This is a genomic window from Longispora sp. NPDC051575, from assembly GCF_040681875.1.
Taxonomy (GTDB): Bacteria; Actinomycetota; Actinomycetes; order Mycobacteriales; family Micromonosporaceae; genus Longispora.
On the sequence record NZ_JBFAZP010000004.1, the window covers coordinates 50,188 to 75,732 of the forward strand.

Consider the following 25,545-nt stretch of genomic DNA (forward strand, 5'->3'; position numbering starts at 1 on the left):
CTTACTCAACGCCGGCCCCGACCCGCTCGCTGAGCAGCGCGATACCGGTGGCGACCTCGGCCACGGCCTCGCCGAACAGCCGCAGCGCGGTCGCGCACTCCGCGCGGGTGACCGTCAGCGGCGGGGACATCCGGATCGCGTTCTCGCCGGCCTCCAGGACGAGCAGGCCGCGCTGGAACGCCGCGTGCTGCACGAGTCCGGCGAGCCGGCCGTCGGGGAACTCGACCCCGATCATCAGGCCGAGGCCGCGCACGTCGCGGAGCAGGTCCGGGAACTCCGCCGCCAGGTCGCGCAGCCCGGCGCGGAGGTACTCGCCCTGGTCGGTGGCGTTGGCCATCAGGTTCTCGTCGGCGATCACCCGCAGGGTCGCCAGGCCGGCCGCGCAGGGCACGGGGCTGCCGCCGTAGGTGGAGCCGTGCGCCCCGGCCGGCCAGCGGTCCATCAGGTCGGCGCGGGCCATGAACGCGCCCAGCGGCAGGCCGGAGGCGATCCCCTTGGCGCTGATCAGGATGTCGGGCTTCACCCCGGTGTGCTCGATGGCCCACATCCTGCCGGTCCGGCCCATGCCCGACTGGACCTCGTCGGCGACGAGCAGGATGCCGTGCCGGTCGCACACCTCGCGGAGCGCGGCGAGCCAGCCGGCCGGGGGCACGAGGAACCCGCCCTCGCCCTGGATCGGCTCGACGAACACGGCGGCCACCTCGCGCGGGTCGACCTGGTAGCGGAAGAGCGTGTCCTCCAGGTAGTCCACGGAGGCCGGCGCGTAGGGCGCGTGCAGCACGCCGGGCAGCAGCGGGCCGAACCCGGCGTGGTACTTGGTCTTCGACGCGGTCAGGCTCATCGCCCCGTACGACCGGCCGTGGAACGCCCCGAAGAAGCTGATCACGTACTGCCGCCCGGTCGCGTACCGGGCCAGCTTCAGCGCGCCCTCCACGGCCTCGGCGCCGGAGTTGGACAGGAACACCCGGACCGGCCCGTCGATCGGGGCCGTGTCGGCCAGGGCCTGGCACATCCGCGCGTAGATGGGCAGGTAGAAGTCGCTGGCGGAGTAGTGCAGCAGCTCGCCGGCCTGTTCGCGGACGGCCGCCACGACGGTCAGGTGCGCGTGGCCGGTGGAGTTGACGGCGATCCCGGCGTTGAAGTCGAGGAACAGGTTGCCGTCGACGTCCTCCAACGCGCAGCCCCAGCCGCGCCGGGGCGCGATCGGGTACGCGCGGGGCAGCGACGGGCTGGTCACCGCCGCGTCCCGGGCGAGCGCGGCGCGGCCGAGCGGGCCGGGCAGCGGGGTCACGAGGTCCGGCACGGGCCGGGTCGGGTCGAACCAGGAGGGCACGTTCATCTAGGACACCACCGTCTGGGACTGCTCGCGCAGGAACTGTTGGACGTAGTACGGGCCGCCGCCGGCCTTGCCGGTGTTGCCGGAGCCCTTCCAGCCACCGAAGGGCTGGACGCCGGGCCACGCGCCGGTCGTGGCGCCGGCCGGTCGGTTGACGTAGACGACGCCGGCCTGGATCCGGTCGAGGAACTCGGTGACCTCGGCGTCGTCGGTGGAGAAGAACCCGGCGGTGAGGCCGAGCGGGGTGGCGTTGGCCAGCGCGTACGCCTCGTCGAGGGAGTCGACGGCGGCGACGGCCACGAACGGCACGAACAGCTCGCGGCGGAACAGCTCGTCGTCGGCGGGCAGGTCGGCGACGACCGTGGGGGCGACGTAGTGCCCGTCGGGCAGGCCGTCGCGGAGCACCTCGCCGCCGGTGACGATCCGGCCGTGGGCGCGCGCCCGGGCGACGGCGTCCTCGAACCGGGCCACGGCGGCCGCGTCGATCACGGGGCCGAGGTAGGTGTCTCGGAGCAGCGGGTCGCCGACGACCAGGGCGGAGGCCCGGGCGGCCAGCCTGTCGAGGAACGCGTCGTGCGCCTCGCGGGCGACGTACACCCGGGAGCAGGCCGAGCACTTCTGGCCGGACAGGCCGAACGCGGAACGGGCCACGCCGTCGGCGGCCCGGTCGAGATCGGCGCGCGCGGAGACGATGGTGGCGTTCTTGCCGCCCATCTCGCAGATCACCGGCTTCGGATAGCTTCGGGAGAAGGCGCCGATCACGGACATGCCGGTCTCGTAGGAGCCGGTGAACGTCAGGCCGTCCACGCCGTCGTGGGCGACGATCGCCCGGCCGGGCCCGTCGTCGCCGGGCAGGAAGTGCGCGACACCGGGCGGCAGGCCCACGTCGAGCAGGCATTCGAAGAACTTCCACGCGGTGTACGTGCCCTGGAGGCTCGGCTTGAGCAGCACCGTGTTGCCGGCGGCCAGGGCGGCCCCGACCGGGCCGGCGGCCAGGGCCATCGGGAAGTTGAACGGGCTGATCACGGCCCACACCCCGTGCGGGCGCAGCACACTGCGGGTGGACTCGCGGGGCGCGATGGTGGCCATCGGCCGGTCGAAGCCGTCGTTGAGCTCGAACTGGTCGCAGTAGTACCGGATCAGGTCGGCGGACTCCTCGACGTCGCCGAGGGCCTCCAGGCGGTTCTTGCCGACCTCCATCGTCATCAGCGCGGCCAGCTCGTTCGAGCGGGCGCTGATCAGGTCGGCGGCCCGGCGGAGCAGCACCAGCCGGTCCGGCCAGGGGGTCGCCGCCCAGGCCGGGGCGGCCTGCCGGGCGGCGCGCACGGCGTCGTCGACGTCCTGGGCGCTGGCCGCGCGCACCGTGGCCAGGCGCAGGGTCGTGTCGTTGGGGCTGCGCAGGTCGACCGGGGCCGCACCCTGGCGGGGCGCGCCGTCGACGTGCGGGTGGACGGTGGCGCCGAGCCAGGTGCGGGCGAGGGTGACGCCGTCCTCGTAGCCGGCGTGCAGGTCCTCGTTGTCCGCCGACAGGGTGGCGTAGGTGACGCGGAAGCGTGCGGTCACGGGCCGGGCTCCTCTCACTCGGGAATGGACAGCCGACAGTGTGCATCAACAAATTCCCAGTACACAAGAGCTTCTTTCAAGAAATTCTTTTGTGTACTGACGCTGTGGCAGGAGATTCTTTATCCACTCCGGGCATGCCGAAGGAGCGGCCGGCCCTGGTGCGGCCGGTCGCCTGGCAGGTGGTGCGGATCTAGTCCGGGGCTACCCCGGAGGCACGGAACACAGGTGTGGAGTCCTTCCCTCGAAAGCCACACCGTCGAACCCGCGAAGGGACGCGCACGCGTCCGCCCGCCCGACCCACCCACGAGGTCGACGGCCGCGCGCACGGATGTACGCGCGGCGCGGGCAGGTCTTCGGACTCGTGGGCGACGTACACGCTCCTACCGGCCGCCGCTTCCCAGGCTCACGCCCAGTGCTCTTGACGACTTTCGTTCCCACTCACCGCTGCGGGGCAGTCCCGGAATCACACCGGGTTCCCTCTTACGACGCCCCGAACCGCCAGATCCGGGGCGAACCAGCGCCACGGCCATCCTAGGGGATCGAGGTTCGTGGGTGGCACATGTGGGCGTACCTGCGCGTTCACCCACCCGTCCTAGCGTCGGCCCGGCACGGTCCCACCTTCGGAAGGCACCGCCATGACCGGAACCCCCGACCGCCGCTCCCTCCTCAAGGCCGGCGGCGCCGCCGTCGGCGGCCTGGCCCTCACCGGCCTGGCCACCGCGCCGGCGCACGCGGCCGACGCGCCCGCCCCGGGTCCCGACCCCCGGCTCACCCACGGCGTCGTCACCGGCGACGTCACCGAGAACACCGCGCTGATCTGGTCCCGGGCCGACCGGGCGACCCAGATGCACGTCGAGTACGGCCCCGTGGCAGAGGTCGAGGGTCCCGCGCCCCGGCCCGGTGCCCGGAAGACGAAGAAGCTCCAGGTCACCGCCGCGCGCGACTTCATCGGCCAGTTCACCCTGCGCGGCCTGCTGCCCGACACCGAGTACGGCTACCGCGTCGTGCTGTGCGGCGCGACCGCCGACGTCGAGGGCCCGCTCGCCACGTTCCGGACCGCGCCGTCCGCGCTCGTCGCCGCCCCGGTCCGGTTCACCTGGGGCGCCGACGTCGGCCAGGGCGCGCGCAACCGGCCGCCGTTCCCGTCGTTCGCGTCGATGGCGGCCGAGCGGCCCGACTTCTTCCTTTTCAACGGCGACACCATCTACGGGGACGGGGCCACGCCCGCCGGCCCTGGCGCCAAGACGGTCGCCGAGTTCTGGGGCAAGTACAAGGAGAACCGGGAGGACCCGCTGTTCCAGGGCCTGGCCCGGCAGACCCCGCTGATCGTCAACTGGGACGACCACGAGGTCGACAACGACTACCGGGGCCAGGACCCGACCCTGCCCGCCGGCCGGCTCGGCGCGGGCCGCACCGCGTTCCTCGACTACTGGCCGCTGTCCTCGGCGCCCGGGAACAAGTCCTGGCGGTGCCTGCGCTGGGGCGGGGAGCTGGAGGTGTTCGTGCTGGACTGCCGGCAGTACGCCGACCCGCTCGCCAAGCCCGACGGGCCCGGCAAGACGATGCTCGGGGCGCAGCAGTTCCGCTGGCTGCTCAACAAGGTCCGGGACAGCTCGGCGCGCTGGAAGGTGCTCGCCACCTCGTGCCCGGTGTCCACGATGCGCTCGGCGAAGCCCCCGTACGACGACTGGGTGGCCTACGAGCACGAGCTGGGCGAACTGCTCGGCGCGTGGCGGAAGGCGAACGTGCGCAACCTGGTGTGGCTGACCGCCGACGTGCACTACGCGCAGGCGGTGCGGTACCCGGAGATGAACATGTGGGAGTTCCTCGGCGCGCCGATCGGGGCGAACCCGCGGGTCGTTGGCTCGCCGCTGTCGCCGACGTTCGGGGCGCAGGAGCGGTTCCTCGGGCTCAACGAGCGGTACTACGGCAGTGTCGCGGTGGATCCGGTGTCGCGGACGATGACCGTGGACCTCAAGCTCCAGGACGGGACGCTCAAGCACCGGGAGGTACTGGTCGCGGAGTGACCGCGCGGGGCGCGACCGGACCGGCGGGGGTCGGTCCGGTTGCGCCAGCGGCTCTACGGGTCCGGGCGGCCCGGGGTCCGAGGTCCGGGTGCCGCGCCGGATCCGGGGTGGACCGGCGCCCCGCCCGGGCTCAGCCCCGGAACGCGTCCGCGTGCTCCGCCGCCCACTGCGCGAACGACCGCGCCGGCCGCCCCGTGACCTGCTCGACCGTCGGCACCACGGTGTAGCCGATCTCGGGGGTGTTCCCGTGCACCTCGACGAAGAACTCGACCACCTCCGCCGGGTACCCCTCCCCCGCCCAGCGCGCCCGCGCCTCCGCCTCGCTCAACTCGACGTAACGCACGTCGCGCCCGATGGCCTCGGCGATGGTGCGCACCTTCTCCGGCCGGGTGATCGCCTCCGGGCCGGTCAGCGTCAACGTCCGGCCCGCGTACCCGCCCCCGACCAGCACCGTCGCCGCCACCGCGCCGATGTCCGTCTCGTGCACCAGCGCGCTGCGGGTGTGCGCGAACGCCTCCCGGACCACGCCCTCCGACCGCACCGACGGCGCCCACTCCAGCAGGTTGGCCATGAACTCCACCGGCGCCAGCAGCGTCCACTCCAGACCGCTGGCCTCGACCGCCGCCTGGAGCGGGCCGGGCTCGCCGCCGAGCAGCACCGTGATCCGCCGCACCCCGGCCCGCACCGCCAGGTCGACGATCTCGGGGCCGGTCGCCAGCGGCGCGTACGGGTTCGCGCCGTCGCCGCCGAACGTGATCAGGTGCAGCGCGGTCACCCCCGCCAGCGCGGGCCCGACGCTCGCCGGGTCGGTCAGGTCACCGGCCACCACCTCGACGCCGTCGGGCAGGCCGGCCGTGGCCGGGTTCCTGGTGAGCGCGCGGACCCGCTGGCCCGCCCGGAGCAGCTGTCCGACCACCTGGCGGCCGACCGTACCGGTCGCTCCGGTCACGAGAACTGTCATGTCAGGTACCCCTTTGAGCGTGGTTTTGGATCTCCTGGAACCCACACTAGGAGCCATTCCGGCCACTTTCTGACCGCAATCTCGGCCACACTGGGACCATGGCGAACACGAGCTCCCGGACCCTGCGGTTGCTGTCCCTGTTGCAGACCCACCGCTACTGGCCCGGCGCGGAACTGGCCGACCGGCTCGACGTCTCCCCGCGCACCCTGCGCCGCGACGTCGACCGGCTCCGCGAACTCGGCTACCCGGTTGACGCCCAACGCGGCGTGGAGGGCGGCTACCAGCTGGCCGCCGGCGCGTCCCTGCCCCCGCTGCTCGTCGACGACGACGAGGCCGTGGCCCTCGCGATCGGCCTGCAGACGGCCGCCCTGGGCGCGGTGGCCGGCATCGAGGAGTCCTCGATCAGCGCGCTCACCAAGGTCGTGCAGGTCATGCCGCCTCGGCTCCGGAAACGGATGGCCGTGCTGCGCGCCGTCACGGTGCCCGCCCGGCTCGGCGAGGGCCCGACCGTGGACGCCGGCGTGCTCACCACCGTCGCCCAGTCCTGCCGGGACGAGGAGCGGCTCCGGTTCGCCTACACCGCGCGGGACGGCCAGCCGTCCGACCGGCACGTCGAACCACACCGGCTGGTCTGCCTCGGCCGGCGCTGGTACCTGGTCGCCTACGACCTGACCCGCAACGACTGGCGCAGCTTCCGCCTCGACCGGCTGACCGCGCCCGACGGCACGGGCGCCCGGTTCCGGCCCCGGGAACTCCCCGCCGCCGACGCCGCCGCGTTCGTCCGGGCCGGGCTCGACGGGCGACCGGCGGGGCGGTACCAGGTCGAGGCGCTGGTGGCGGCCGACGCGGCGGACGTCCGGCCCCGGATCGGCCAGTGGGCGACGGTGACCGAGGTGGCCCCGGGGCGGTGCCGGGTCGCGATGGGCACCGACTCGCTGGACTGGGCCCTGTTCGCCCTCGGGATCACCGAGGCGGAGTTCGAGGTGCTGGGACCGCCGGAGTTCACCGCGCACCTGCGGGCCTGGTCCGACCGTCTCGGCCGGGCCGCGACGGCGCGTGCGACAGTGGCCGAGTGACGATCTTTCTGCGGTACCAGAGTCCCGTCGCCGACGCGAAGGGCCGGTTCGTCGGGGTGTTCGGGCTGGTCAACACGCTCGCGAAGCAGGGCAGGCTGACAGCGGAGCAGGAACGGTTCCGGCGGGCCAACAACGACTGGTACGACGCCGCCTACACCGACCCGAGCACCGTCGACCCGACCGTCTACGACGAGGACCTGCACCCGGGCGCGGCGGCCTGGTTCAAGGTGGACGCCGCGCACCTGCTCGACCGGGTCGACGGGTACCTGGACATCCTCGCCGCGCACGCCGTCCCGTGCGTCCGGGTGGAGTCCGCCGACCCCGGCCGGGTCGTCTACGAGGACGAACACCAGATCATCGTGGTACCGCACCAGCCGGTCAGCGGGTGACGTTGCGGGGGCCGGACGTGGCCATCGCCCTCTCCACCGCCGCCTGGAGAGCCGGCCCGTCGCGGGTGTCCTCCCGCATGTCGACGAACACGGCGTCGGCGTCGATCACGTACCGGTAGTCGCTGCCGACCTGGCCCTTCTTCACCGCCCGCTTGAACGTCTCGCTGTAGTCCCCGTCGCAGACCTTCGCGCCCGGCCCGGACTGCGGGCAGTAGATGCCCGAGGCGCCCACCGGGGTCTTCGCCAACGCGTCGTGCACGGTCTTGGCCGTGGCCCGGTCCTTCAGCGCCCGGATCTTGACGCTGACCAGGATCGTGTCGTCGGCGTCGATGTAACTGCCGGTCATCGCGCTGACGCACCGGTTCCGGGTCAGCAGGTCCTGGACCTCCTGGGTCTGGCTCGTCGTGACGCAGGACCAGGAACCCGCCGCCTTGAGGGTGAACCGCCGGCCGTTGCTGTCCGTGAACCTGTCCGGCAGCAGGGCGTCGGACGTCTGCGGGGTACGGTCCGTGTCCGCGTCATTCATCGTGTTCGGGTCGAAGGACGGCGTGGCGCTCGGCGGGTCGTAGGTGGGCCTGGTCGAGGCCTCCGGGGTGCCGCGGGTCGACTCCGGAGTCCGGTCGGGGTTCGAGCTGGACGCGTTGTGGGCGACCATTCTGCTGACCATGCCGTACGCCCGCAGGGAGCCGAAGGCGCACAGGGCCAGCACGATCACGCCGGCCGCCACGACCGCGAGGATCTTCGCCGTGTTGGCGGGCTTGCCGGGGCCCGGGCCGACCGGGGGCCCGTAGGCGGGGGCGTTCCAGCCGGGGGCGGGCTGGGGATAGGGTCCCGCCTGCGGGCCGGTACCGGGGTAGGGCGCGGCACCCGGATCGGGTCCGAGGTAGGACGCGGCACCTGAGTCCGGCGCGCTACCGGGATAGGGGGTGCCGCCCGCTGGTGTGCTCCCTGGGTAAGGCGCGCCACCTGCGGGTCCAGTCCCGGGGTAGGCGGCACCCAGTGGCCCGTTCCCCGGGTAGGGGGCGCCGCTCGCGGGTCCGTTCCCAAGGTAGGGAGCGCCACTCGCGGGTCCACTGCCCGGGTAAGGAGCGCCGCTCGCGGGTCCGTTCCCCAGGTAGGGAGCCCCACTCGCGGGTCCACTGCCCGGGTAAGGAGCACCGCTCGCTGGTCCGTTACCCGGGTAGGGAGCGCCACTTGCGGGTCCGTTGCCCGGGTAAGGGGCGCCGCTTGAGGGGTAGGGCGTGGTGCCCGGGTCCGGTGCGCTCCCCGGGTAGGGGGTGGCGCCCAGGTGGGGTCCGTTGCCGTAGGGCCATGGGCCGGCGGGGGTCGCGGCCCCGGGGGCCTGGCCGGCGGCGCCCGGGCCCACGTCGAACGCCTGGCCCACCACGGATCCGGTGCCGGGTTCGCGCCCTCCGATGACGGTGGCGTCGTCCGTGTGCCCGGGTCCGCCGCCCGTTCCGGCCGCCGGCAGCGGAGTCGTCGCCGCCAGCGGCGGCACCCCGGTCCCCGGCGCCGAACCGGCCCCCAGCTCCGCCGTGGGCCCTGATCCCGCCTCTGGTCCCTGCCCAGCCGCCTCGTGTCCTTGACCGGCCGCCTCGTGTCCCTGACCGGCCGGCCCGGGCCCCTGCCCAGCCGCTACGGGGGCTAGCGCCGAGCCGGCCCCCTGCCCGGCCACTGCGGCCCCCGGCCCCGAGCCCGACCCCTGCCCCGCCCCGGGGGCGCCGTCCGACGGTACGGGTGCCGTCACCTCGACCCAGGTCGGGGCCAGCTGCGGGGACACCGCCGTGGCGTACTCCCCCAGGGAGGTCACCACCGCCGGGGGCAGCCAGGAGCCCGCGAAGAGCATGGTCTGGCCCTGGGTCTGGGCCCGCGCGTACGCCATCACTTCGGTCAGGTCCGGCCGGTCGCCGGGCTCCTTGGCCAGGCAGCGCTCCACGATGGCGCGCAGCTCGGCCGGGCAGGCGGACAGGTCGGCGGGTTCGTTGACGATCCGGAACAGCAGGGCGTCGGGGTGGCCCTCGCCGAACGCGGGCGCGCCGGTCGCGGCGAACACGGCCAGGTTGCCCAGGGCGAACACGTCGGCGGCCGGGGTGACGGACAGGCCCCGGACCTGCTCGGGGGCCATGAACGCGGGCGTGCCGACCCGGGTGTCGATCCGGGTGACCGTGGTGGCGTTGGCCGCGTGCGCGATGCCGAAGTCGATGACCCGCGGGCCGTCGTCGGCGAGCAGGACGTTGGCCGGTTTGAGGTCGCGGTGCGTGATCCGGCACGCGTGGATCGCGGCGAGGCCCTCGGCGACCCCGGCGAGCAGCCGGAACACGGTCGGCAGCGGGAACGGGCCGTGCTCGGCGACGGCCTGGCGCAGGGACGGCCCGGCCACGTACGCGGTGGCGAGCCAGGGCAGCGGCGCGTGGGCGTCGGCGTCCACGACCTGCGCGGTGTAGAGGCCCTGGACGCGTTGGGCGGCGGCCACCTCCTGCGCGAACCGGCGGCGGAACTCGGGGTCCTGCGCGAACTCCGGCCGGACCACCTTGATGGCCAGGGCCCGGCCGCCGGGGCTGAACGACAGATACACCCGGCCCATGCCGCCAGCCCCGATCAGGGCGCGGAGCGGGTAGCCGGCGACCGTGGGCGGGTCGTCCGGGGACATGGGCGCGAACCTGACAGCCATCCGTACCCCCGAGTGATCTTGAGTTGCCCTGAGCCTATAACAGGATTATAGGGAGTCGCCGCCACCCCGCGCCGGGCACTGTCCACAGGCGACCAACGTCCGCCGGGCCGGGATGCTCCGGGCCTGGTCAGCACGCCGGGGCCGACCCTCGGTGAGGATCGACCCCGGTGGTGACCGGTCCGGGAGCGTCCCGGTCCGCTAGCCGGCCAGGCGTTCGGCGGCCCGTTCGATCGCCGACTCCACGCCGCCCATCCGGTCGGCGAGCAGCCCCACGGCCCCCACCGCCCGGCTCATCGGGTCGTCGGAGTCGCCGCCGAGCGCCCTGGCCCGCAGGTACCCGGCCTTCACCTCGGCCCAGCGGGCGGCCTCGGCGGCGGTCAGGGTGCCGCGCAGCTCGGCGAGCTTGAGCAGGTTGGCCTCCGCGCCGGAGGTCAGGGTCTGCGCCTCGCCGAGGTAGTGGTCGTCGATCAGCGCCTCCAGTTCGGCGTCGTTCATCACCGGCACGATCCGTTCGGCCAGCTTGTTCATGTTCCGGTAGGAACCCTGGAGCTGGAACGGCGGCTCGGTGCGCGAGGACTCGGACTGCGCGGCCGAGGCGATGTAGGCCCGGTTGTTGGCCATCACCACCTGCTGGGCGCGGAGCAGGTTGCGCAGGACGGCCCGGATCTGTTCCAGCTCGGGCCCGGAGTAGGGGTGGCTGAGCTGGTCGGGGCGGGCCGTGTCGTCGCCCCGGGCGAGCCGGAGCAGCAGTTCGATGTCGCCGCGCTCGCGGGTGGACAGGGGCGCGAGCACCGGGTTGGAGGTGAGCGCGTTCTCCACGTAGCTGAGCGCGAACAGGTCCTCGCGGCCCGACAGCACGTCGCCCAGGTTCCACACGTCGGCCCGGTTGGCGAGCATGTCCGGGATCCGGAACCGCTGCCCCGACTCGGTGTACGGGTTGCCGGCCATGCACACCGCGAACCGCTTGCCCCGCAGGTCGTACGTCCGGGTCCGCCCGTCCCACACGCCCTCGATCCGGCGCTGGGCGTCACAGAGCGAGATGAACTTCTGGAGCAGCTCCGGCGAGGTGTGCTGGATGTCGTCGAGGTAGAGGAGGACGTTGCTGCCCATCTCCAGCGCGAACGAGATCTTCTCCACCTCCTGGCGCGCGGTCGCGTTGGGCGCCTCGGCCGGGTCGAGCGAGGTGACCCCGTGGCCGAGCGCCGGCCCGTTGACCTTCACGAACGCGAGACCGAGCCGGTTGGCCACGTACTCCATCAGGGTGGTCTTGCCGTAGCCCGGCGGCGAGATGAGCAGCAGCAGGCCCATCTGGTCGGTGCGCTTGGCGTCGCCGGCCGCGCCGAGCTGCCGGGCCAGGTTGTCGCCGATCAGCGGCAGGTAGACCTCGTCGAGCAGCCGGTTGCGGACGAACGCGCTCATCACCTTCGGCTGGTACTCCTCCAGCCGCAGCCGGGACCGCTCCGCCGCGACCAGCTCGTTGCGGCGGCGCTGGTAGGCCCGGAACGCCGGCACCCGTTCGGCGCGGAATCTCCGGGTCCGGGCGACGGTCTCGTCCAGCCGGAGGTCCAGGCGGCGGGAGGCGATCCGGGGGTGGGCGCCGAGCAGGCCGTCCACGGTGGCGGTGAGGGCGGCGGCGGACTCGTGCCGGGGCAGGTGCTTGCCGCACAGTTCGATGGCGACGGCCTCGGCGAGGTCCTGCGCCGCGCCGGCGTCCCCGGCCCCGTCGGTGGCCACGAACGCCGTCAACCAGGCCGTGACCAGCTGGTACCGCGCCGCCAGGTCGTCGCCCAGCGCCCGCAGGTCCTCCTCGTAGTCCAGCCCCGACTTCGACGCCGGCCCGCCGAGCGCCCGCCGGAACCGGTCGAGCAGCGTCCGCGCGCCCGCGCTGGTCACGAAGCCGAGCGGGGTGCCGGCCAGCTCCTCGAACAGGTACTCGCCCGCGAGCGCCGCGTCCCCGCCCAGGTCGTCGAGGCCGGCCGCGCCGAGGAACTCCCCGACGGCCGCGCCCAGCTCGCCGCACAGCTCGCCGATCGCGCCGGTCCGGCCGAACGCGGCGCGGGCCCGCGACAGCGAGCCCGCCCGGCGGGACCACAGCGCCTTGGTGGCCTCGTCGGAACCGAACGCCCAGAACAGCGCCGCCGCCGACCGGGCCGCCGCCGGGTAGCGCAGCAGGCCCGCGCCGGTGTGCAGCCGGAGCAGCGCGTCGAGGAGCGCGGCGGCGTCGTGGTCGTGCACGCCCCGCTCGTACCCCTCGTCGTAGCGGGTCTCGGCGACCTTGCGGACCAGGTCACGCAGGCCGCCGTCGACCACGGCCGCCTCGTGCAGCGCGGTCAGGGTGCCGGCGTCCTCCGCGTCGGCGAGCACGGAGGCGGCCAGGTGCTCGGCCCGGTACACCTCCGGGGACTCCGACACCAGGAGCTGGTCCCAGAACTCCCGGGTCGTTTCGAACCCCTCGTCGAGGACCGCCGAGCGGTAGTCCGTGGCCGTGATCGCGAACGCCATCCGCCCGTCGGAGGGCACGAGCGTCAGGTCGATGGACTGGGTGTTCACGGCGAACCGGTGCCGGCCGAGCCGGATGGTCTCGCCGCCGTCCGCGTACAGGTCGAGGCGGTCGCGCAGGGCCCGGCCGGCCTCCTGGCGCGCGGCCTTGACCCGGCCCTCCAGCTCCTCGGCCCGCACCGCGTCGCCGAGCGCGCGCAGCTCGTCGGCCACCGTGCGCAGCTTGGCCACCATCGGGTCGGAGCCGAAGTACGTGTTGACCTCGTCCAGGGAGGACAGTCCGGCGACCCGGCGGTGCACGCTGCCCAGGATCCGTTCGGCCGACTCGACCAGGCGGTCGGACCGGCGGGCGCGCTCGTCGAGCAGGCCCTGGCGGCGGGTGGCGAAGGCCTCGTACACGTCGGTGCGTTTGGAACCCAGCTCGGTGAGGAAGTCGTCGAAGTCGGAGAACCGGGACTCCAGGCCCTCCAGCCGCAGCAACAGCCGGCCGAGCTGCTCCTCGCACCGCTCGGGGCTGTCCGCCGAGGCCAGCGCCCCGGTGATGGCCTGCCCCAGCAGCGCGAACTCGGCCGCGAACGCCGCGCGGCCCTCGACGTCGAGCAGTTCGCGGCGCCGGCCGTCGAGGGTGGCCCGGGCGCGGTTGACCCCGCCGAGCACCTCGCTGATCCGTTCCAGGATGGCGACCCGGACCGTGGCGTCGGCGATCTCCAGCCCGCCGACCACCTCGGTGATCACCTCCAGACCCTCGGCCTGGGCGGCGAGCCGCTCCCCGACCGGCCCGGACTCGGCCACCGTGCCGATCGCGCCCGCGTCGACGACGAGCCGTTCGACCTCGGCGTGGTACCCGGTGAACGCGTCCGGCTTCTGGAGGAACCCGACCGCGCGCCCTGCTGCGGCGGCGAGTTCCGTGTCCAGCTCGGCGGTCAGGGTGTCGATCCGGGCGGTGTCCACGTAGCGCAGTTCGCGCAGGGTGACGAGCTGGCCGCGCGCCTGGCGCAGGTTCGCCAGCTGGCCGACCCAGCCCTCGGTCGTCGCCGGCGCCTCGCCGCGCGCGAGCCGGACCAGGGACGCGATCCGGTTCGCCGACTCGGTCAGCGCCGCCGTGGCCTGCTCGGTGAGCGCGCGCACCGTCTCGAACTCGTCGAGCACCTGCTCGGCCGTCCCGCGCAGGGCCGCGAGCGGGCCGCTCAGGGCCCCCAGCTCCGCCTCGCCGAGCCAGTGGTAGTTGTCGAACGCGCGGGCGCACGCGGCGATGATGCCCTCGAACACCGGGCCGGACGGGGCCATCTCCCCGACCATCCGGGCCACCGACAGGCACTCGGAGATGCCCCGGACCAGCTCGGCGTTGCCGATCCGTTCCAGCGGGCCGGTGCCGACGGGCTGCGACGCGGCGAAGGTGTCCGACTGGTACGGGGTCTGCCAGACCTGCATCGCGTGCACCCGGGTCGGCTCCTCGGAGGTGGCCCGGAACACGACGAGCGTGCCGTCGTCGAACAGCGAGTACCCGTGGCAGGCGAGCGGGGCCGCGACCTCCTTGCGGATCAGGTTGTACGGCAGCAGCAGCGTGCGGCCCTCCGCCCGGGCGTGGAAGACGTAGAGCACGTCCTCGCCGTTCGTCGCCCGGATCGCCCGCTCGTACTCCAGGCTCGTCACGTCCGTGTCGAAGGTGCGGCTCACGCCCGTGACCAGGTAGTACCCGCCGGGGAAGATGATGCCGTGGTCCTCGGGGAGCCGCTGGCACGCCTGGCCGATCGCGTCGAGGCGCACCACGTCGCGGGTCTTGGTGTTGAAGACCAGGTACCGCCAGACCGTCTCCTTGTACGGCCGGATCTTCAACAGGATCAGCGAACCGACCCGGGCGTGGTACACCTCCGCGTCGGCGAGGCTCTGCAACGGCTCGTCCACCGGCTCGCTGTAGACGCCCGCGCCCGACTCGGTGTTGTTCTCGACCTTGACGGTCAGGTCGCCGCCGACGGTCTCGACGAACACCTCGTCGCCGATGGAGATGTGCGGGTGCCGGCCCAGGACGTGGTCGTCGCGGGTCGCCTCCACCCATTCCAGGTCGTGCGGGGCGGGGAACACGTGGTCGCGTTCGCCGCGCGCGTCCAGGTAGGACACCGTGCCGTCGACCGCGACGTTCCAGCGCAGGACGCGCAGGTCGTCGGGGCGCGGGCCGGTCTGGAACACGGCGAGGAGGCGGTCGTCGAGCCGGCGGAGCTGGAGCAGGCGGGCCTCGCGGTAGTACCGGTACAGCTCCGCGAAGTCCCGGCCGAACTGCGGGTCGCGCAGCAGGCCGGGCAGCTCGTCGGGGCCCGGGGCCTCGAAGCCGAGGGTGTCGCCGTCCCGGGTGAACCGGTGCAGGGAGAACACGTCGTCCACGGCCGTCTCGCGCTTGAGGCCGATGAACACGTTGTACCCGAACAGCATCAGCCCGCCGACCGAGACGATGTCGCGGGGCACGCAGTTGTGCTCGGTGCGGATCCGCTCCGTGCCGACCAGGCGGAGTTCCGCGCCGCCGAACACGCCCAGGCGGCGGGCGTTGAGGGCCTCGGCGCGGGTGGCCAGGTCGGTGGCCTGGGTGGCCAGGCGGGCGCGGAGGACCTCGTAGGTGCCGGCGTCGAGGGCGGCGCCGGGGGCGGCAGCGGTCCAGGGCTGTCCGGCAGCCGCCGTCGAGGTGGCTCCGGTGGGCGCCGCTCCCGGGATCGCCCCGGCGGCGCTCTGCGCGGTCGTCGCCCCGGAGGCAGCCGGGGACGTAGCTCCGGTGGCGGCCGAGGACGTAGCTCCGGCGCCGGCCGGGGAGGTCGCCCCGGTGGTGCCCGGGGAGTTGGTCCCCGGGCCCGCCGTGGAGCCCGCCCCCGCGTTGTGCGGTGTCGTCTCCGTCATCCGCGCCGCGCTACTTCGCCGCGCCGAGGGCGGCGACCGGCACGTCCGCGAGGCCGAGGCCGCGCAGCGTGACCAGCAGTTCCTTCAGCTTGTCGGCCTCGGAACCGCCCTGGGTGATCTGCTGGAGCAGCAGCGCGGACAGCGTCATGCCCTGGATACCGCCGCCGCCGAGCGCCTGGCCGACGTCCTCGATGAGGTTCGCCTGGCCCTCGATGTACGGCTTGGCGACGGCCTGCGCGACGTCCGAGTGGTCCATGAAGCCGTCGATGCTCTTGCCGAGCGTGATGGAGCCGACCAGCTTGTCGAAGAACAGGGTGTCGCCGCCGACGATGTCGATCTTCGCCTTCTCCAGCGCGGCGGACAGCACCAGCGCCTGGGACTCGGCGACGGAGCGCTGCACCTCGATGCCCGCGAGCCGGACCTCCTTGTCGGCCTCCAGCCGCAGCCGGTACTCCTCGTGCTGGCGGGTCGCGTCGTCCAGCGCGCCGAGCGCGGCGGCCTTGTCGGTGAGACCCTCGGCCTCGCCCTTGAGCTTCTCGCGGATCGTCTCGGCGTCGGCCAGGCCCTGCTCGCGGGTCACCGCGGCCTCGACCATGCCCTGCTCGCGGGTGACGGCGGCCTCGACGAGGCCCTTCTCCTTCTCCACGGTCGCCTCGGCCCGGCCGACCTTCTCGATCGCGGCGGCGTCGCGCTCGCGGACCTGGGCCTGGGCCAGCCCGGGCGCGGCGGCCTCGGCCTGGATCCCCTCGGCGAGCCGGATCCGGGCCCGGGTGTCGAGCTCGGCGGACTGCTGGCGGGCCTCGGCGAGCAGGATCTCCTCGCGGGCCTTGAACTTCGCGGACGCCTCCCCGGCCTCGGCGGCCTTGATGTCCTTGACCAGGGACTCCTGCGCCTCGGCCTCGGCCTGGATCACGATCGCCTGCCGGGTGCGCTCGGCCTCCTCGACCACGCGGAGCCGCTTGATGTGCTCCTCCTGCTCGGCGACCGTGCGGTCGACGGCGATCCGCTCGCGGACCACCTCGGCGACGGCGCGCTTCTCGCCCTCGACCTCCTTGGTCTTGGAGATCGTGGACAGCTCGGTCTCGCGCTCGCGGGCGATGACCTCCAGCATCCGGTCCTTCTCGATCCGCTCGGTCTCGATGGCGATGACGCGTTCCTTGTTCTTCTCCGCCACCGCGATCTCGCGGGCCTGGTTCTGGGCCTGGATCCCGAGCTGCTCGTCGGTGCGCAGGTCGGCGGCGCGGGACTTCAGCCGCTCCTCGGCGCGGACCTTGTCGGTCTCGGCCTGCTCGCGGGCGCGCATCGTCTCGATCTCGCGGGTCTGCTTGATCTCGGCCTCGCACTGCCGCCGTTCGAGTTCCAGGATGGCCTCCCGGGCGTCGACGTCCTGCCGGGTGATCTCCTTCTCCTCGTGCCGGCGGAACTCGTTGGTCTTCACGTGCTCGATCGCCGTCAGCTCGGTGATCTTCCGGATGCCCTGCGAGTCGAGGATGTTGGCCGGGTCGAGCTTCGCCATCGGGGTCTGCTCGAGGTAGTCGATCGCGGCGTCCTCCAGGCTGTACCCGTTGAGGTCGGTGCCGATCACCTGGATGATCCGGTCGCGGAACTCGTCACGCTTGGTGTACAGGTCCACGAAGTCGAGCTGCTTGCCGACGGTCTTGAGCGCCTCGGAGAACTTCGCGCTGAACAGCTCCTGCAGCGTGGTCTCGTCGCTGGCCCGCATGGTGCCGATCGCCTGGGCGACCTTGATGACGTCCTCGACGGTCTTGTTGACCCGGACGAAGAAGGTGATCCGGATGTCCGCCCGGATGTTGTCCTGGCAGATCAGACCCTCGCCCGCGGTCCGGGTGATCTCGATGGTCTTGACCGAGATGTCCATGATCTCGGCCTTGTGCAGCACGGGCAGCACGATCGCGCCGGTGAACGTGACGTCCACCCGGCGCACCTTGGAGACGATGAGCGCCTTGCCCTGCTCGACCTTGCGGAACAGCCGGCTGACCATGAACAACAGGGCGAGGATGAGGAGGAGGGCGACGGCGAGGGACACGCCGATCCCGGTGCTGATGGCATTCATCGTGTTGTGCTACCTCTGTCCGTGGGGCGGGAGACCGGCGTCGAGCACCGGGTCGAGAGGGGTGACCCAGAAGAACTCGCCGTCGGCGTCGTAGTCGAAGATCAGGGCCTTGCTGCCGGCACTGAACGCTTCCGTGCCGGGCTGGCGGACCTGGACGATGGCCGAGGAGCCGTCGTCGGACGTGACCTCGGCCTGGCCGAAGTCGGGCGTCACCCGGCCGGTGCGGATCACGCACGGCCGGCCGACGAAGTCGGTGCGGGAGGGGCCGTTGTCGGCCGGGAGCAGCCGGCGCAGCGGCGGGGCGAGGAGCCGGGTGACGGCCCAGGCGCAGGCCAGGGCCGCGAGGAGCGCGGCGAGGCCGGCGAGGAACCCGAGGAGGCCGGTGATGCTCGCGGTCAGCACGGTGCCCACCAGACTGACGAACCAGGCGACCAGGACCACGACGGACAGCGCGATCATCGGCGGGATCCCGCCGAAGCCCAGCGTCGCCAGCGCGCCCGCGAACCCGCCGGCCGTGCCCGGATCGCCCTCCAGGGCGTCGGCGTCGGCGCCGCCGGCCAGGACGAGCAGCCAGTAGCCGATGACGACGAGCAGGAGGAAACCGAAGATCACCGCTGGGAAACCGAGTGCCGCGTCGACAAACTCGATCATGAACCTACTTCCGTCGTGCAGCCCCGTTACAAAAACTATGACACGCAATGTCAATGACTATTGACCTGCGAAAACACACCCTCCATACAGGACTGCACTGCCGGAGGTATAGGCGAAACGAGGCATTCGCCGAAGGTTCGGGCGGATGGCGATGATTCCTGCGGCCCACCGTGCGCGTCCCGTTCGGCCCGGCGTGGGGCGGCTCGCACCCGCGCCGGACCGGCGTCCTCGTCAGCGCAGTCGGAACACCGGGCCGCGCGGGGTGAAGGGCAGTCGCGCGCCCGCCGGTACCAGGAAGGCGTGTTCCCGGCGGATCCGCAGTACGTCGCAGCCGGCGTCGGTGATGACCAGGATCGGCCCGTCCGCCGGGAAGTCGTCCGCCCGTTCCAGGAGCCGGATCCCGGGCTGGAGCACGGTGCCGCCCCGGCCCCGGACCCGCACCCGGCCGGCGATCTCGGACACGGGCAGGTAGCCGGCGTCGTAGGCCGCGGCGTCGCAGAACACCACCCGGGCTGCCGGTACGTCGCGGGCCGTGGCGTAGGAGGCGATGGCGCCGAGGGCCTTGCCGAGCAGGGTGGGGTCCATGGAGCCGGAGGTGTCGAGTACCACTCCGAAGGTGTTCCTGCGTTCGAGGTCCTCGGGGCGCAGCCAGCCGGGGCGCGGGATGTCGGGGCTCGCGGACTGCCGGCGCGACATCCGGGCGTAGGACCGCCGCCGGTCCGGGGCGCGGACGTGCTCGTCGAACCAGCGGGCGAGCTGCGCGTCCCACGGCGGGGGCGGCTGGTCGAGCACCCGGATCTCGTCCACCAGGCCGCGCGGCAGCAGGCCCCGGCCCTGGGACTCGTGGAAGACGAGGCCGGTGAGCAGGGCGCGGCGGTAGTACTCGTCGAGGTCGACGCCGCGCGGCGGGGTGCCCACCCCGGACAGCACGTCGCCGAGCCCCCGGCCGCGCAGGGTGGCCAGCTTGCGGTACCGGCGCAGGTTCTTCGTGATCTGGTCGTAGACGGCCTCGGCGGACAGTCCGGCCAGCGCCGGGTCGTGGAGCAGCCCGTCGGGCATCTCGCCGACGGCCATCTCGACCAGCCAGCCGTTGATGACGAAATCGGAAGCGACATTCCACAGGTACGGGTCCCGGTGCGCGATCCGGTCCCCCGTGCGCAGCGCGGCGTGCAGCATCTCGTGGGCGAGCACGAACCGCCACTCCGGCTCGGACATCCGGTGCAGCGGGTTGACGTAGATCTCGCCGGCCGCCGGGTCGATCGCGGCGACCGAGATCTCCCAGCCCCGGGCGAGCTCGGCGTCCGCGACGATCCGGAACTGCCCGGCCAGCGCCCCCAGCAGCGGGTACGAGGACACGAACCAGCCCCGGGCCCGCTCCCACGGCGTGGACCGGTCCGGCAGCCCCGCGCGGGAGTCGGTGCCCGCCGCGCGGACGGCCTCCGAGGCGGCGGCGACCAGCCCGAGCGCGAAGGCCTCCTGCCACTTGTACGTCCGGGGCGGCCCCCAGCTGGGCGGCGGCTCGACCGCGTCGGACAGGTCACAGAACCCGCCCCGGTACTCCGCCGGCACGCCTTCCAGCCGCCACCGCCCGGCCAGGCGCTCCTCGTCGGCCACGGGCAGCACGGCGGGCAGCGGGAACGGCGACCGGCCGAGCTTGAGTTCCGCCTGGAACCGGAGCACGGCGACGCAGCACGCGGCCCGGTACGCGTCGTCGAAGGGGCGGGGGCGGTCGGCGTCGAGGTGGCCGAGGCCCAGGTGCAGGGCGCAGTGCGCGAGGACCCACGCCCACTCGTCGGCGTCGGCGCGGCGGTGGTCGCTGGTCGTGACGCCGCCGACCGCGACCGAGGCCCAGCCGTCGGTGCCGCGCAGCCAGGGCGCGTCGGACCGGGTGCGGGGCACCGGCAGGTGGGTGAACAGCGGGTTGGCGTCGACCCGCTTCGCCGCCAGGTCGTAGGCCAGCTCCCAGGGGTCGGGCTTCGCCGGCTTGCGGGCCACGTCAGGCCTCCTGACCGGCGGTCACGGCCGGGGCCGCGGTCATAGCCGGGAACAGGCCGCGGGGCTCGGCCGCGGGCGCGACACGGGCCCGGGACGGCACGCCGGCCATATCAGGACCGGGCCGCGACGAGGCGGGGCAGGTCGCGGCCGACCTCGACCAGGAACCACGTGGGGAGTACCGGCAGGCCGTCGGCGCCCGGGGCGATGACGAGCTGCGCGCACTCCAGGGACAGCTCCGCCAGCTCGACCAGCAGCCCCTTCGCCCGGTGCGAGAGCTGCCGCAGCCGGGCCGAGCCGTGCTCCCGGTCGGCGGGCAGCTCCTTGGCCAGCCGGGCCCGGAACGTCTCGGCGAGGAAGTACAGCAGGTCGCGGTCCTGGGGCGCGGCCGGCCAGCCGACGTCGCCGCGCAGGATCGCGTCCAGCCCGAACCGGTGCCGGACGACCTTCACGTACGCGGTGAACGCCGAGGCGTGCGGCGGGCTGAGCGCGCCGTTGGCCAGTACCCGGAGAATGTCCTCCCCGACGTCGTCGCCGTAGGAGTGCAGCAGGTCGGAGAGCATGTGCCAGCTGCGCGGGGTGGAGAACGGCTCCTCGGTCTTCGGCGGGTCCCGCCACAGCTGGTCGGGCCGCTCGGTCAGGTAGTCCACCACCCACGGGTGCACGCCGGCCGGCACGGCCCACGCCATCCAGTCGGCGGCCGACGCGCGCAGGTGCACGTGGATCAGCCGGTTGACCAGCGCGGACGCCATCGGCCGGGCCAGGGCGTTGTCGGTGGCCCGGTTGCCGGCGCCGATGACGATGGAGCCGGGCGGGAGTTCGTACGCGCCGATCCGGCGGTCCAGGATCAGCGAGTAGAAGGCCTTCTGGACCTCCGGGGCGGAGGAGTTGAGCTCGTCGAGGAAGAGGCAGTAGGGCTCGTCGCGCGCGATCGACTCCGGCGGCGCGAACCGGCTGCGCCCGTCGACCAGCTGCGGCACCCCGATCAGGTCCTCCGGGGCGAGCTGGGTGCCGACGAGGGTCACGCAGTCCAGGCCGAGGGAGGCGGCGAAGTCCCGGACCAGGGAACTCTTGCCGATGCCGGGGGCGCCCCACACGAAGACGGGCCGGACCACGGCGGCGTGCAGCAGCACGTCGGGGAGCTGGCCCGGGGTGACGGTGATCGCGGAATGCACGTGCCCTCGATTCTCGGCGGAGTCCCGAGTGTGGCAAGTGGCCGGGCGGCCGGCGAGCCGTTTTCGCCCGGTCGGCCGGGGCGCCGGGCGGTCGGGCCCGTGGCGCGGGCCGGGCGGTCGGTCGGTCGGGCCCGGGGGTCGGGCCGGGCGGGCCGCCAGGCGGAGGTCAGGCCGGGGGCAGGCGGGTGGCCAGGCCGTCGAGGATGCGTTCGAGGCCGTAGCCGAACCGGTCGTCCATCGTCGGGCCGGTCAGGTCGCCGGCCAGTTCCACCAGGTTCGGGAAGGACTCCGCCGGCAGCGCGCGCAGCTGGTCGGCGACGGCCGAGGCTACCTCGCGCCGCCCCGCGCCCGTCGTCTCGGCGGCGGTCAGCGGCGACTGTTCCTGCAGGACGAAACCCTGCACATAGGTACCGAGGAGATAGGTCGCCATCGTCGCGTCCGCGTCGGAGAACCCGGCCTCGCGCAGCCGGGACAGCTGGTCCTCGGCGAACCGCAGCATGTTCGGGCCGAGGCCGAACCGGCCCGCGATCACCTTGGCGGCGTCGCGCCGGTCGAGGAGGTGCCGGCGGTAGGCGGTGAAGTACTCCCGGAACTGCGCGCGCCAGTCCCCGCGCCGGGGCGGGGGCTCGGCGTCGGCCATCAGCGCGTCGGTGAGCAGGTCGAGGAGTTCCTCCTTGTTGCGGACGTGCCAGTACAGCGAGGCGGCCTTCACGTCGAGCTCGGCGGCCACCTTGCGCATGGACAGGCCGGCGACACCCTCGCGGTCGAGGACCCGGACGGCGGCCCGGACCAGGGCGTCGCGGGTCAGTCCGGACGTCGCTTCGGTATTCACGGTTGCAATCTAACACCGTTAGAGGCATCCTCTGCGGAGACCAACCATCTAACACCGTTAGGGACTCTCCGATGGAGGCTCGACGCAAGAGACTGGTGCTCGCCACGCTGTGCGGCACCATGTTCATGGCCATGCTCGACAACGTCATCGTCAACAACGCGCTCCCCCGGATCGGGCAACAGCTGCACGCCGGGGTCGGCGGACTCCAGTGGGTGGTCGAGGGCTACAGCCTGGTGTTCGCCGCCCTGCTGCTCACCGGCGGAACCCTCGGCGACCGGTACGGGCGGCGGCGGATCTTCCTGACCGGCCTCGTCCTGTTCACCGCCGGGTCGGCCGGCGCCGCGCTGTCCGGCTCGATCGGCGCGCTGGTGGCCGCCCGGATGCTCCAGGGGCTCGGGGCGGCCCTGCTCACCCCGGGCAGCATGGCGATGCTGCGGCACGTGTTCACCGGGCCCCGGGAGCAGGCCCGCGCGATCGGGCTGTGGTCGGGGGTCTCGGCCCTGGGGCTCGCGGTCGGACCGGTGGTCGGCGGGCCGATGGTCGAGGCGTTCGGCTGGGCCAGCGTGTTCTGGATCAACGTCCCGGTCGGGGTCGCGGCCCTGGCACTCGGCCTGCGGGTACTCCCGGAGATGGCCACCCGGGCGCGCCGCACGGACCTGCCCGGCGCCCGGGCCCACACGTCGGACGCGCCCGGGGCTCCGGCCCGCACCCTGGACCCGCCCCGCGCCTCGGCCCGCACGCTGGACCCGCCCGGCGCCCGGGTCCGCGCCCTGGATCTGCCCGGACAGGTGCTCGCCGCCCTCGGCCTCGGCGCGCTCGTGTACGCGCTCGTCGAGGGCCCGGTGCGCGGCTGGACCGACCCGGTGGTCCTCGGCTGGGGCGCGTTCGCCCTGGTCACGCTGGCCGCGTTCGTCCTCGTCGAGCACCGGGCCGCCGACCCCATGCTGGACCTGCGGTTCTTCCGCGACCGGGTGCTCACCGGGGCCGTGCTGTCCGGGTTCGTGGTCACCTTCGGCGTCTTCGGGACCTCGTTCTTCCTGCCGCTGCTGCTCCAGGGCGTGATGGGCTGGACCCCGTCGGACGCCGGCCTGGCCGGGCTGCCCATGACGGCCATGATCGTGGTCGCCTCGCCGCTGTCCGGCGCGGTCGCCGCCCGGCTCGGCCCCCGGTGGCCCGTGGTGACCGGCGTGGCCCTGTGCGCGGTCGCCCTCGCCGGCCTCTCCCTGTACGACGAGCACGCGCGCTACGCCCAGTACGTCTGGGTGCTGTGCGTCCTGGGCTTCGGCATGGGGCTGACGTTCGCGCCGGTGTCCATCGCGGTGCTGGGCCGGGTCGCCCCGTCCGAGGCGGGGATGGCGTCGGCCACCGTCAACATGCTGCGCGAACTCGGCGGGGTGGTGGGCGTCGCCGTCCTGGGCGCGGTGCTGGCCAGCCGGATGTCCGCCGCGCTGGCCGGTCCACTGGGCACGCTCGGGGTGCCGGACGGCGAGCGGCGGCGGATCGCGGTCACCGGGGCGGGCGGCGCGGACCTGTCCGGACCGGTGCGCGCGGCGGTGGACGCGGCGTTCGTGGACGGCCTGCACCTGGCGCTGCGGGTCGGCGCGCTGGCGCTGCTGGGCACGGCGGTACTGGCCGCCGTCCTGCTCCGCCCCGGTGCCGTGCGGGAGGCGACGCGGGAACCCGTACCCGTCGGATGATCGTGATCTTCGGGTCAGGTCCCGGTCCTGCGGAACCAGAGCAGGACCGGGACCGCGCCCAGGGCCAGCACCACGGCCACGATCCGGTACCCGGTCGCCGTCGCGTGCGTGAAGTCCGCGCCCGGCGCGTTGAGCACCGTCCCGATCGTGGCCACCCCCAGCGCGCTGCCGAGCTCGCGCGCCGCCCCGTTGAGCCCCGACCCCATGCCGGCCCGCCCCGGCGGCAACGCCCCGATGATCCCCCCGGACAGCGCCGGCATCGCCAGCCCCATCCCGACGGCCATCACGAGCAGGAACACCAGATACAGGGGGTACGGGGTCCCCGCGTCCGCCGTCGACAACGCCCCCAGCCCCACGACCAGCGCCCCGAGCCCGACCCCGACGACCCGGCGCGCCCCGAACCGCGCCGCCAGCCGCACACTGCGCCGGGACACCACGAACATGGCGGCCGGCATCGGCAGGATCGCCAACCCGGTCAGCCCGGCGGAGAACCCGAGACTCGTCTGCAGGTACTGCGCGTTGACGTAGAACATCGCGAACAGCGCGAAGAAGCCCAGCCCCACCCCCAACGTGCCGGACCGCAGCCCGGCGGCGGCGAACACCCGGGGATCCAGCAGCGGGTGCGCGGCCCGGAGCTGGTACCCGACGAACCCGGCGAACACCACGACGGCCAACCCGAACGCGCCCAGCACCTCCGGCGCGGACCAGCCCGCCACCGGGCCCTCGATGATGCCGTACAACAGCGCGACCATCGCGGCCGTGAGCAGCCCCGAGCCGACCGGGTCGAGCGGGGCCGCGTGCCGGGGGACGCGCGGGGCGGCACGCGCGACCAGTACCAGCAGGATCGCCGCCAGGGGCACCACCGTCCCGAACAGGCCGCGCCACGAGGACCACTGCACGATCAGGCCCCCGAACAGGTTCCCGAGCATGCCGCCCACGCCGGTGGCGGCCGTCCAGGTGGCGATCACCCGGCCCCGCTCGGTCGGCGGGTACGCGGCCACGGCCAGCGACAGGGTCGCCGGCATGACGAGCGCGGCTCCGATCCCGGTGAGCACCCGGCCGGCCAGCAGGATCCCTACGCCCGGTGCGACGGCCGACACGAGACCGCCTGCGGCGAGGACCGCCAGGCCGACCAGCAGGGCGCCCTTGCGGCCGTAGCGGTCGCCGAGCGCGCCCGCCGGGATCAGGAGGCAGGCGAAGACGAGGACGTAGGCGTCGACGATCCAGAGGAGTTGGGTGGGGCCGGGGTGCAGGGAGCTGGAGCGCAGCGCCGGGATGGCGAGGTTGACGGCGGCGACGAGGGCCACGGTGAGGGCCACGCAGGCCGACATGACGGCCAGCACGGTTCGGGGGCGGGTCCCCGGTGGGGCCTCTGGGCCGGGCGGCGGTGCCGTACCGGATCGGGTCGCTGGTTTCGCCCGTGGGTCGGGAGTGGATGCCGTTGCGGGGGTCGCCTCGGCACGGGTGGCGGGCGCCGGTTGCGGGCCGGGCGCACGGGTCGTCGCGGGCGTCACCTCGGCAGGGGTCGCTGGCGCCGGTTGTCGGCCGGGCGCGGGGGTCGCCTCGGCACGGGCCGGCGGTGTGGACTCCGGGGAAGAGGCCGCTGTCGTCGCGGGGAGCGTCTCGGGTGTCGTCTCCGGGCGCGTCGCCGGGGTCGCGGCTCGGGCCGCCGGGGACGCCCCGCCGTGGTCCGCTGGTGTCCTGGGTGGGGTCATGGTC

Annotated in this window: 15 protein-coding genes and 1 riboswitch; of the genes, 4 read left to right on the top strand and 11 right to left on the bottom strand. The window is 73.8% G+C overall.

The annotated features are described in order from the left end of the window. Position 1: 1 nt before the first annotated feature. On the bottom strand, positions 2–1,339 hold the full coding sequence (locus AB0M43_RS11250; protein WP_363723442.1) for an aminotransferase class III-fold pyridoxal phosphate-dependent enzyme: 1,338 nt from the start codon (positions 1,337–1,339) through the stop codon (positions 2–4). Next, entirely contained in the window at positions 1,340–2,899 is a 1,560-nt protein-coding gene (locus AB0M43_RS11255) for an aldehyde dehydrogenase family protein (protein WP_363723443.1), read from the bottom strand. It lies immediately after the preceding gene. A 326-nt stretch (positions 2,900–3,225) separates the two neighbouring features. After that, positions 3,226–3,433: riboswitch (cobalamin riboswitch) on the bottom strand. 101 nt (positions 3,434–3,534) lie between these two features. Between AB0M43_RS11255 and AB0M43_RS11260 the strand changes: the two genes are divergently transcribed. Beyond that, on the top strand, positions 3,535–4,926 hold the full coding sequence (locus AB0M43_RS11260; RefSeq protein ID WP_363723444.1) for an alkaline phosphatase D family protein: 1,392 nt from the start codon (positions 3,535–3,537) through the stop codon (positions 4,924–4,926). Positions 4,927–5,056: 130 nt separating this feature from the next. Here the strand turns inward: AB0M43_RS11260 and AB0M43_RS11265 are convergent, their stop codons facing one another. Then, positions 5,057–5,887: an NAD(P)H-binding protein gene (locus AB0M43_RS11265; protein ID WP_363723445.1), complete on the bottom strand. Its 831-nt coding sequence runs from the start codon at positions 5,885–5,887 to the stop codon at positions 5,057–5,059. Between the two features lie 98 nt (positions 5,888–5,985). On the opposite strand from AB0M43_RS11265, the gene AB0M43_RS11270 reads away from it, so the two are divergent. Next, entirely contained in the window at positions 5,986–6,963 is a 978-nt protein-coding gene (locus tag AB0M43_RS11270) for a YafY family protein (protein WP_363723446.1), read from the top strand. Then, positions 6,960–7,352, top strand: coding sequence for a hypothetical protein (locus AB0M43_RS11275; RefSeq protein WP_363723448.1), 393 nt, complete (start codon positions 6,960–6,962; stop codon positions 7,350–7,352). The genes AB0M43_RS11270 and AB0M43_RS11275 overlap by 4 nt, the downstream gene beginning before the upstream one ends. Here AB0M43_RS11275 and AB0M43_RS11280 read toward each other — a convergent pair. The 7 genes from AB0M43_RS11280 to AB0M43_RS11310 form a co-directional block, all read right to left on the bottom strand. Beyond that, the gene (locus AB0M43_RS11280; protein ID WP_363723450.1) at positions 7,342–10,023 is read right to left on the bottom strand and encodes a protein kinase; all 2,682 of its coding nucleotides are present in this window, start codon (positions 10,021–10,023) and stop codon (positions 7,342–7,344) included. The genes AB0M43_RS11275 and AB0M43_RS11280 overlap by 11 nt on opposite strands. A gap of 198 nt (positions 10,024–10,221) precedes the next feature. Next, positions 10,222–15,405: a DNA repair ATPase gene (locus AB0M43_RS11285; RefSeq protein WP_363723452.1), complete on the bottom strand. Its 5,184-nt coding sequence runs from the start codon at positions 15,403–15,405 to the stop codon at positions 10,222–10,224. A gap of 10 nt (positions 15,406–15,415) precedes the next feature. After that, positions 15,416–17,479 carry a flotillin family protein gene (locus tag AB0M43_RS11290; protein WP_363723454.1) on the bottom strand — a complete coding sequence of 688 codons (2,064 nt, stop codon included), beginning with the start codon at positions 17,477–17,479 and terminating at the stop codon, positions 15,416–15,418. A 9-nt stretch (positions 17,480–17,488) separates the two neighbouring features. Beyond that, on the bottom strand, positions 17,489–18,130 hold the full coding sequence (locus AB0M43_RS11295; protein ID WP_363723456.1) for a hypothetical protein: 642 nt from the start codon (positions 18,128–18,130) through the stop codon (positions 17,489–17,491). 231 nt (positions 18,131–18,361) lie between these two features. Next, complete coding sequence (locus AB0M43_RS11300) at positions 18,362–20,125, bottom strand: hypothetical protein (RefSeq protein ID WP_363723458.1); 1,764 nt, start codon at positions 20,123–20,125, stop codon at positions 18,362–18,364. A gap of 110 nt (positions 20,126–20,235) precedes the next feature. Then, positions 20,236–21,297: a MoxR family ATPase gene (locus tag AB0M43_RS11305; RefSeq protein ID WP_363723460.1), complete on the bottom strand. Its 1,062-nt coding sequence runs from the start codon at positions 21,295–21,297 to the stop codon at positions 20,236–20,238. Between the two features lie 166 nt (positions 21,298–21,463). Continuing rightward, a complete protein-coding gene (locus AB0M43_RS11310; RefSeq protein WP_363723462.1) occupies positions 21,464–22,129 on the bottom strand; it encodes a TetR/AcrR family transcriptional regulator in 666 nt (221 codons plus the stop codon). Positions 22,130–22,200: 71 nt separating this feature from the next. Between AB0M43_RS11310 and AB0M43_RS11315 the strand changes: the two genes are divergently transcribed. Further along, positions 22,201–23,826, top strand: coding sequence for an MFS transporter (locus AB0M43_RS11315; RefSeq protein WP_363723463.1), 1,626 nt, complete (start codon positions 22,201–22,203; stop codon positions 23,824–23,826). A gap of 14 nt (positions 23,827–23,840) precedes the next feature. Here AB0M43_RS11315 and AB0M43_RS11320 read toward each other — a convergent pair whose 3' ends face one another. Then, complete coding sequence (locus tag AB0M43_RS11320) at positions 23,841–25,157, bottom strand: MFS transporter (protein WP_363723465.1); 1,317 nt, start codon at positions 25,155–25,157, stop codon at positions 23,841–23,843. Positions 25,158–25,545 lie beyond the last annotated feature (388 nt).

Coding starts and splice junctions, on each gene's coding strand:
- AB0M43_RS11315 (WP_363723463.1), top strand. CDS start 22,201: ATGGAGGCTCGACGCAAGAGACTGGTGCTCGCCACGCTGTGCGGCACC.
- AB0M43_RS11250 (WP_363723442.1), bottom strand. CDS start 1,339: ATGAACGTGCCCTCCTGGTTCGACCCGACCCGGCCCGTGCCGGACCTC.
- AB0M43_RS11280 (WP_363723450.1), bottom strand. CDS start 10,023: ATGGCTGTCAGGTTCGCGCCCATGTCCCCGGACGACCCGCCCACGGTC.
- AB0M43_RS11270 (WP_363723446.1), top strand. CDS start 5,986: ATGGCGAACACGAGCTCCCGGACCCTGCGGTTGCTGTCCCTGTTGCAG.
- AB0M43_RS11285 (WP_363723452.1), bottom strand. CDS start 15,405: ATGACGGAGACGACACCGCACAACGCGGGGGCGGGCTCCACGGCGGGC.
- AB0M43_RS11265 (WP_363723445.1), bottom strand. CDS start 5,887: ATGACAGTTCTCGTGACCGGAGCGACCGGTACGGTCGGCCGCCAGGTG.
- AB0M43_RS11260 (WP_363723444.1), top strand. CDS start 3,535: ATGACCGGAACCCCCGACCGCCGCTCCCTCCTCAAGGCCGGCGGCGCC.
- AB0M43_RS11320 (WP_363723465.1), bottom strand. CDS start 25,157: ATGTCGGCCTGCGTGGCCCTCACCGTGGCCCTCGTCGCCGCCGTCAAC.
- AB0M43_RS11290 (WP_363723454.1), bottom strand. CDS start 17,479: ATGAATGCCATCAGCACCGGGATCGGCGTGTCCCTCGCCGTCGCCCTC.
- AB0M43_RS11295 (WP_363723456.1), bottom strand. CDS start 18,130: ATGATCGAGTTTGTCGACGCGGCACTCGGTTTCCCAGCGGTGATCTTC.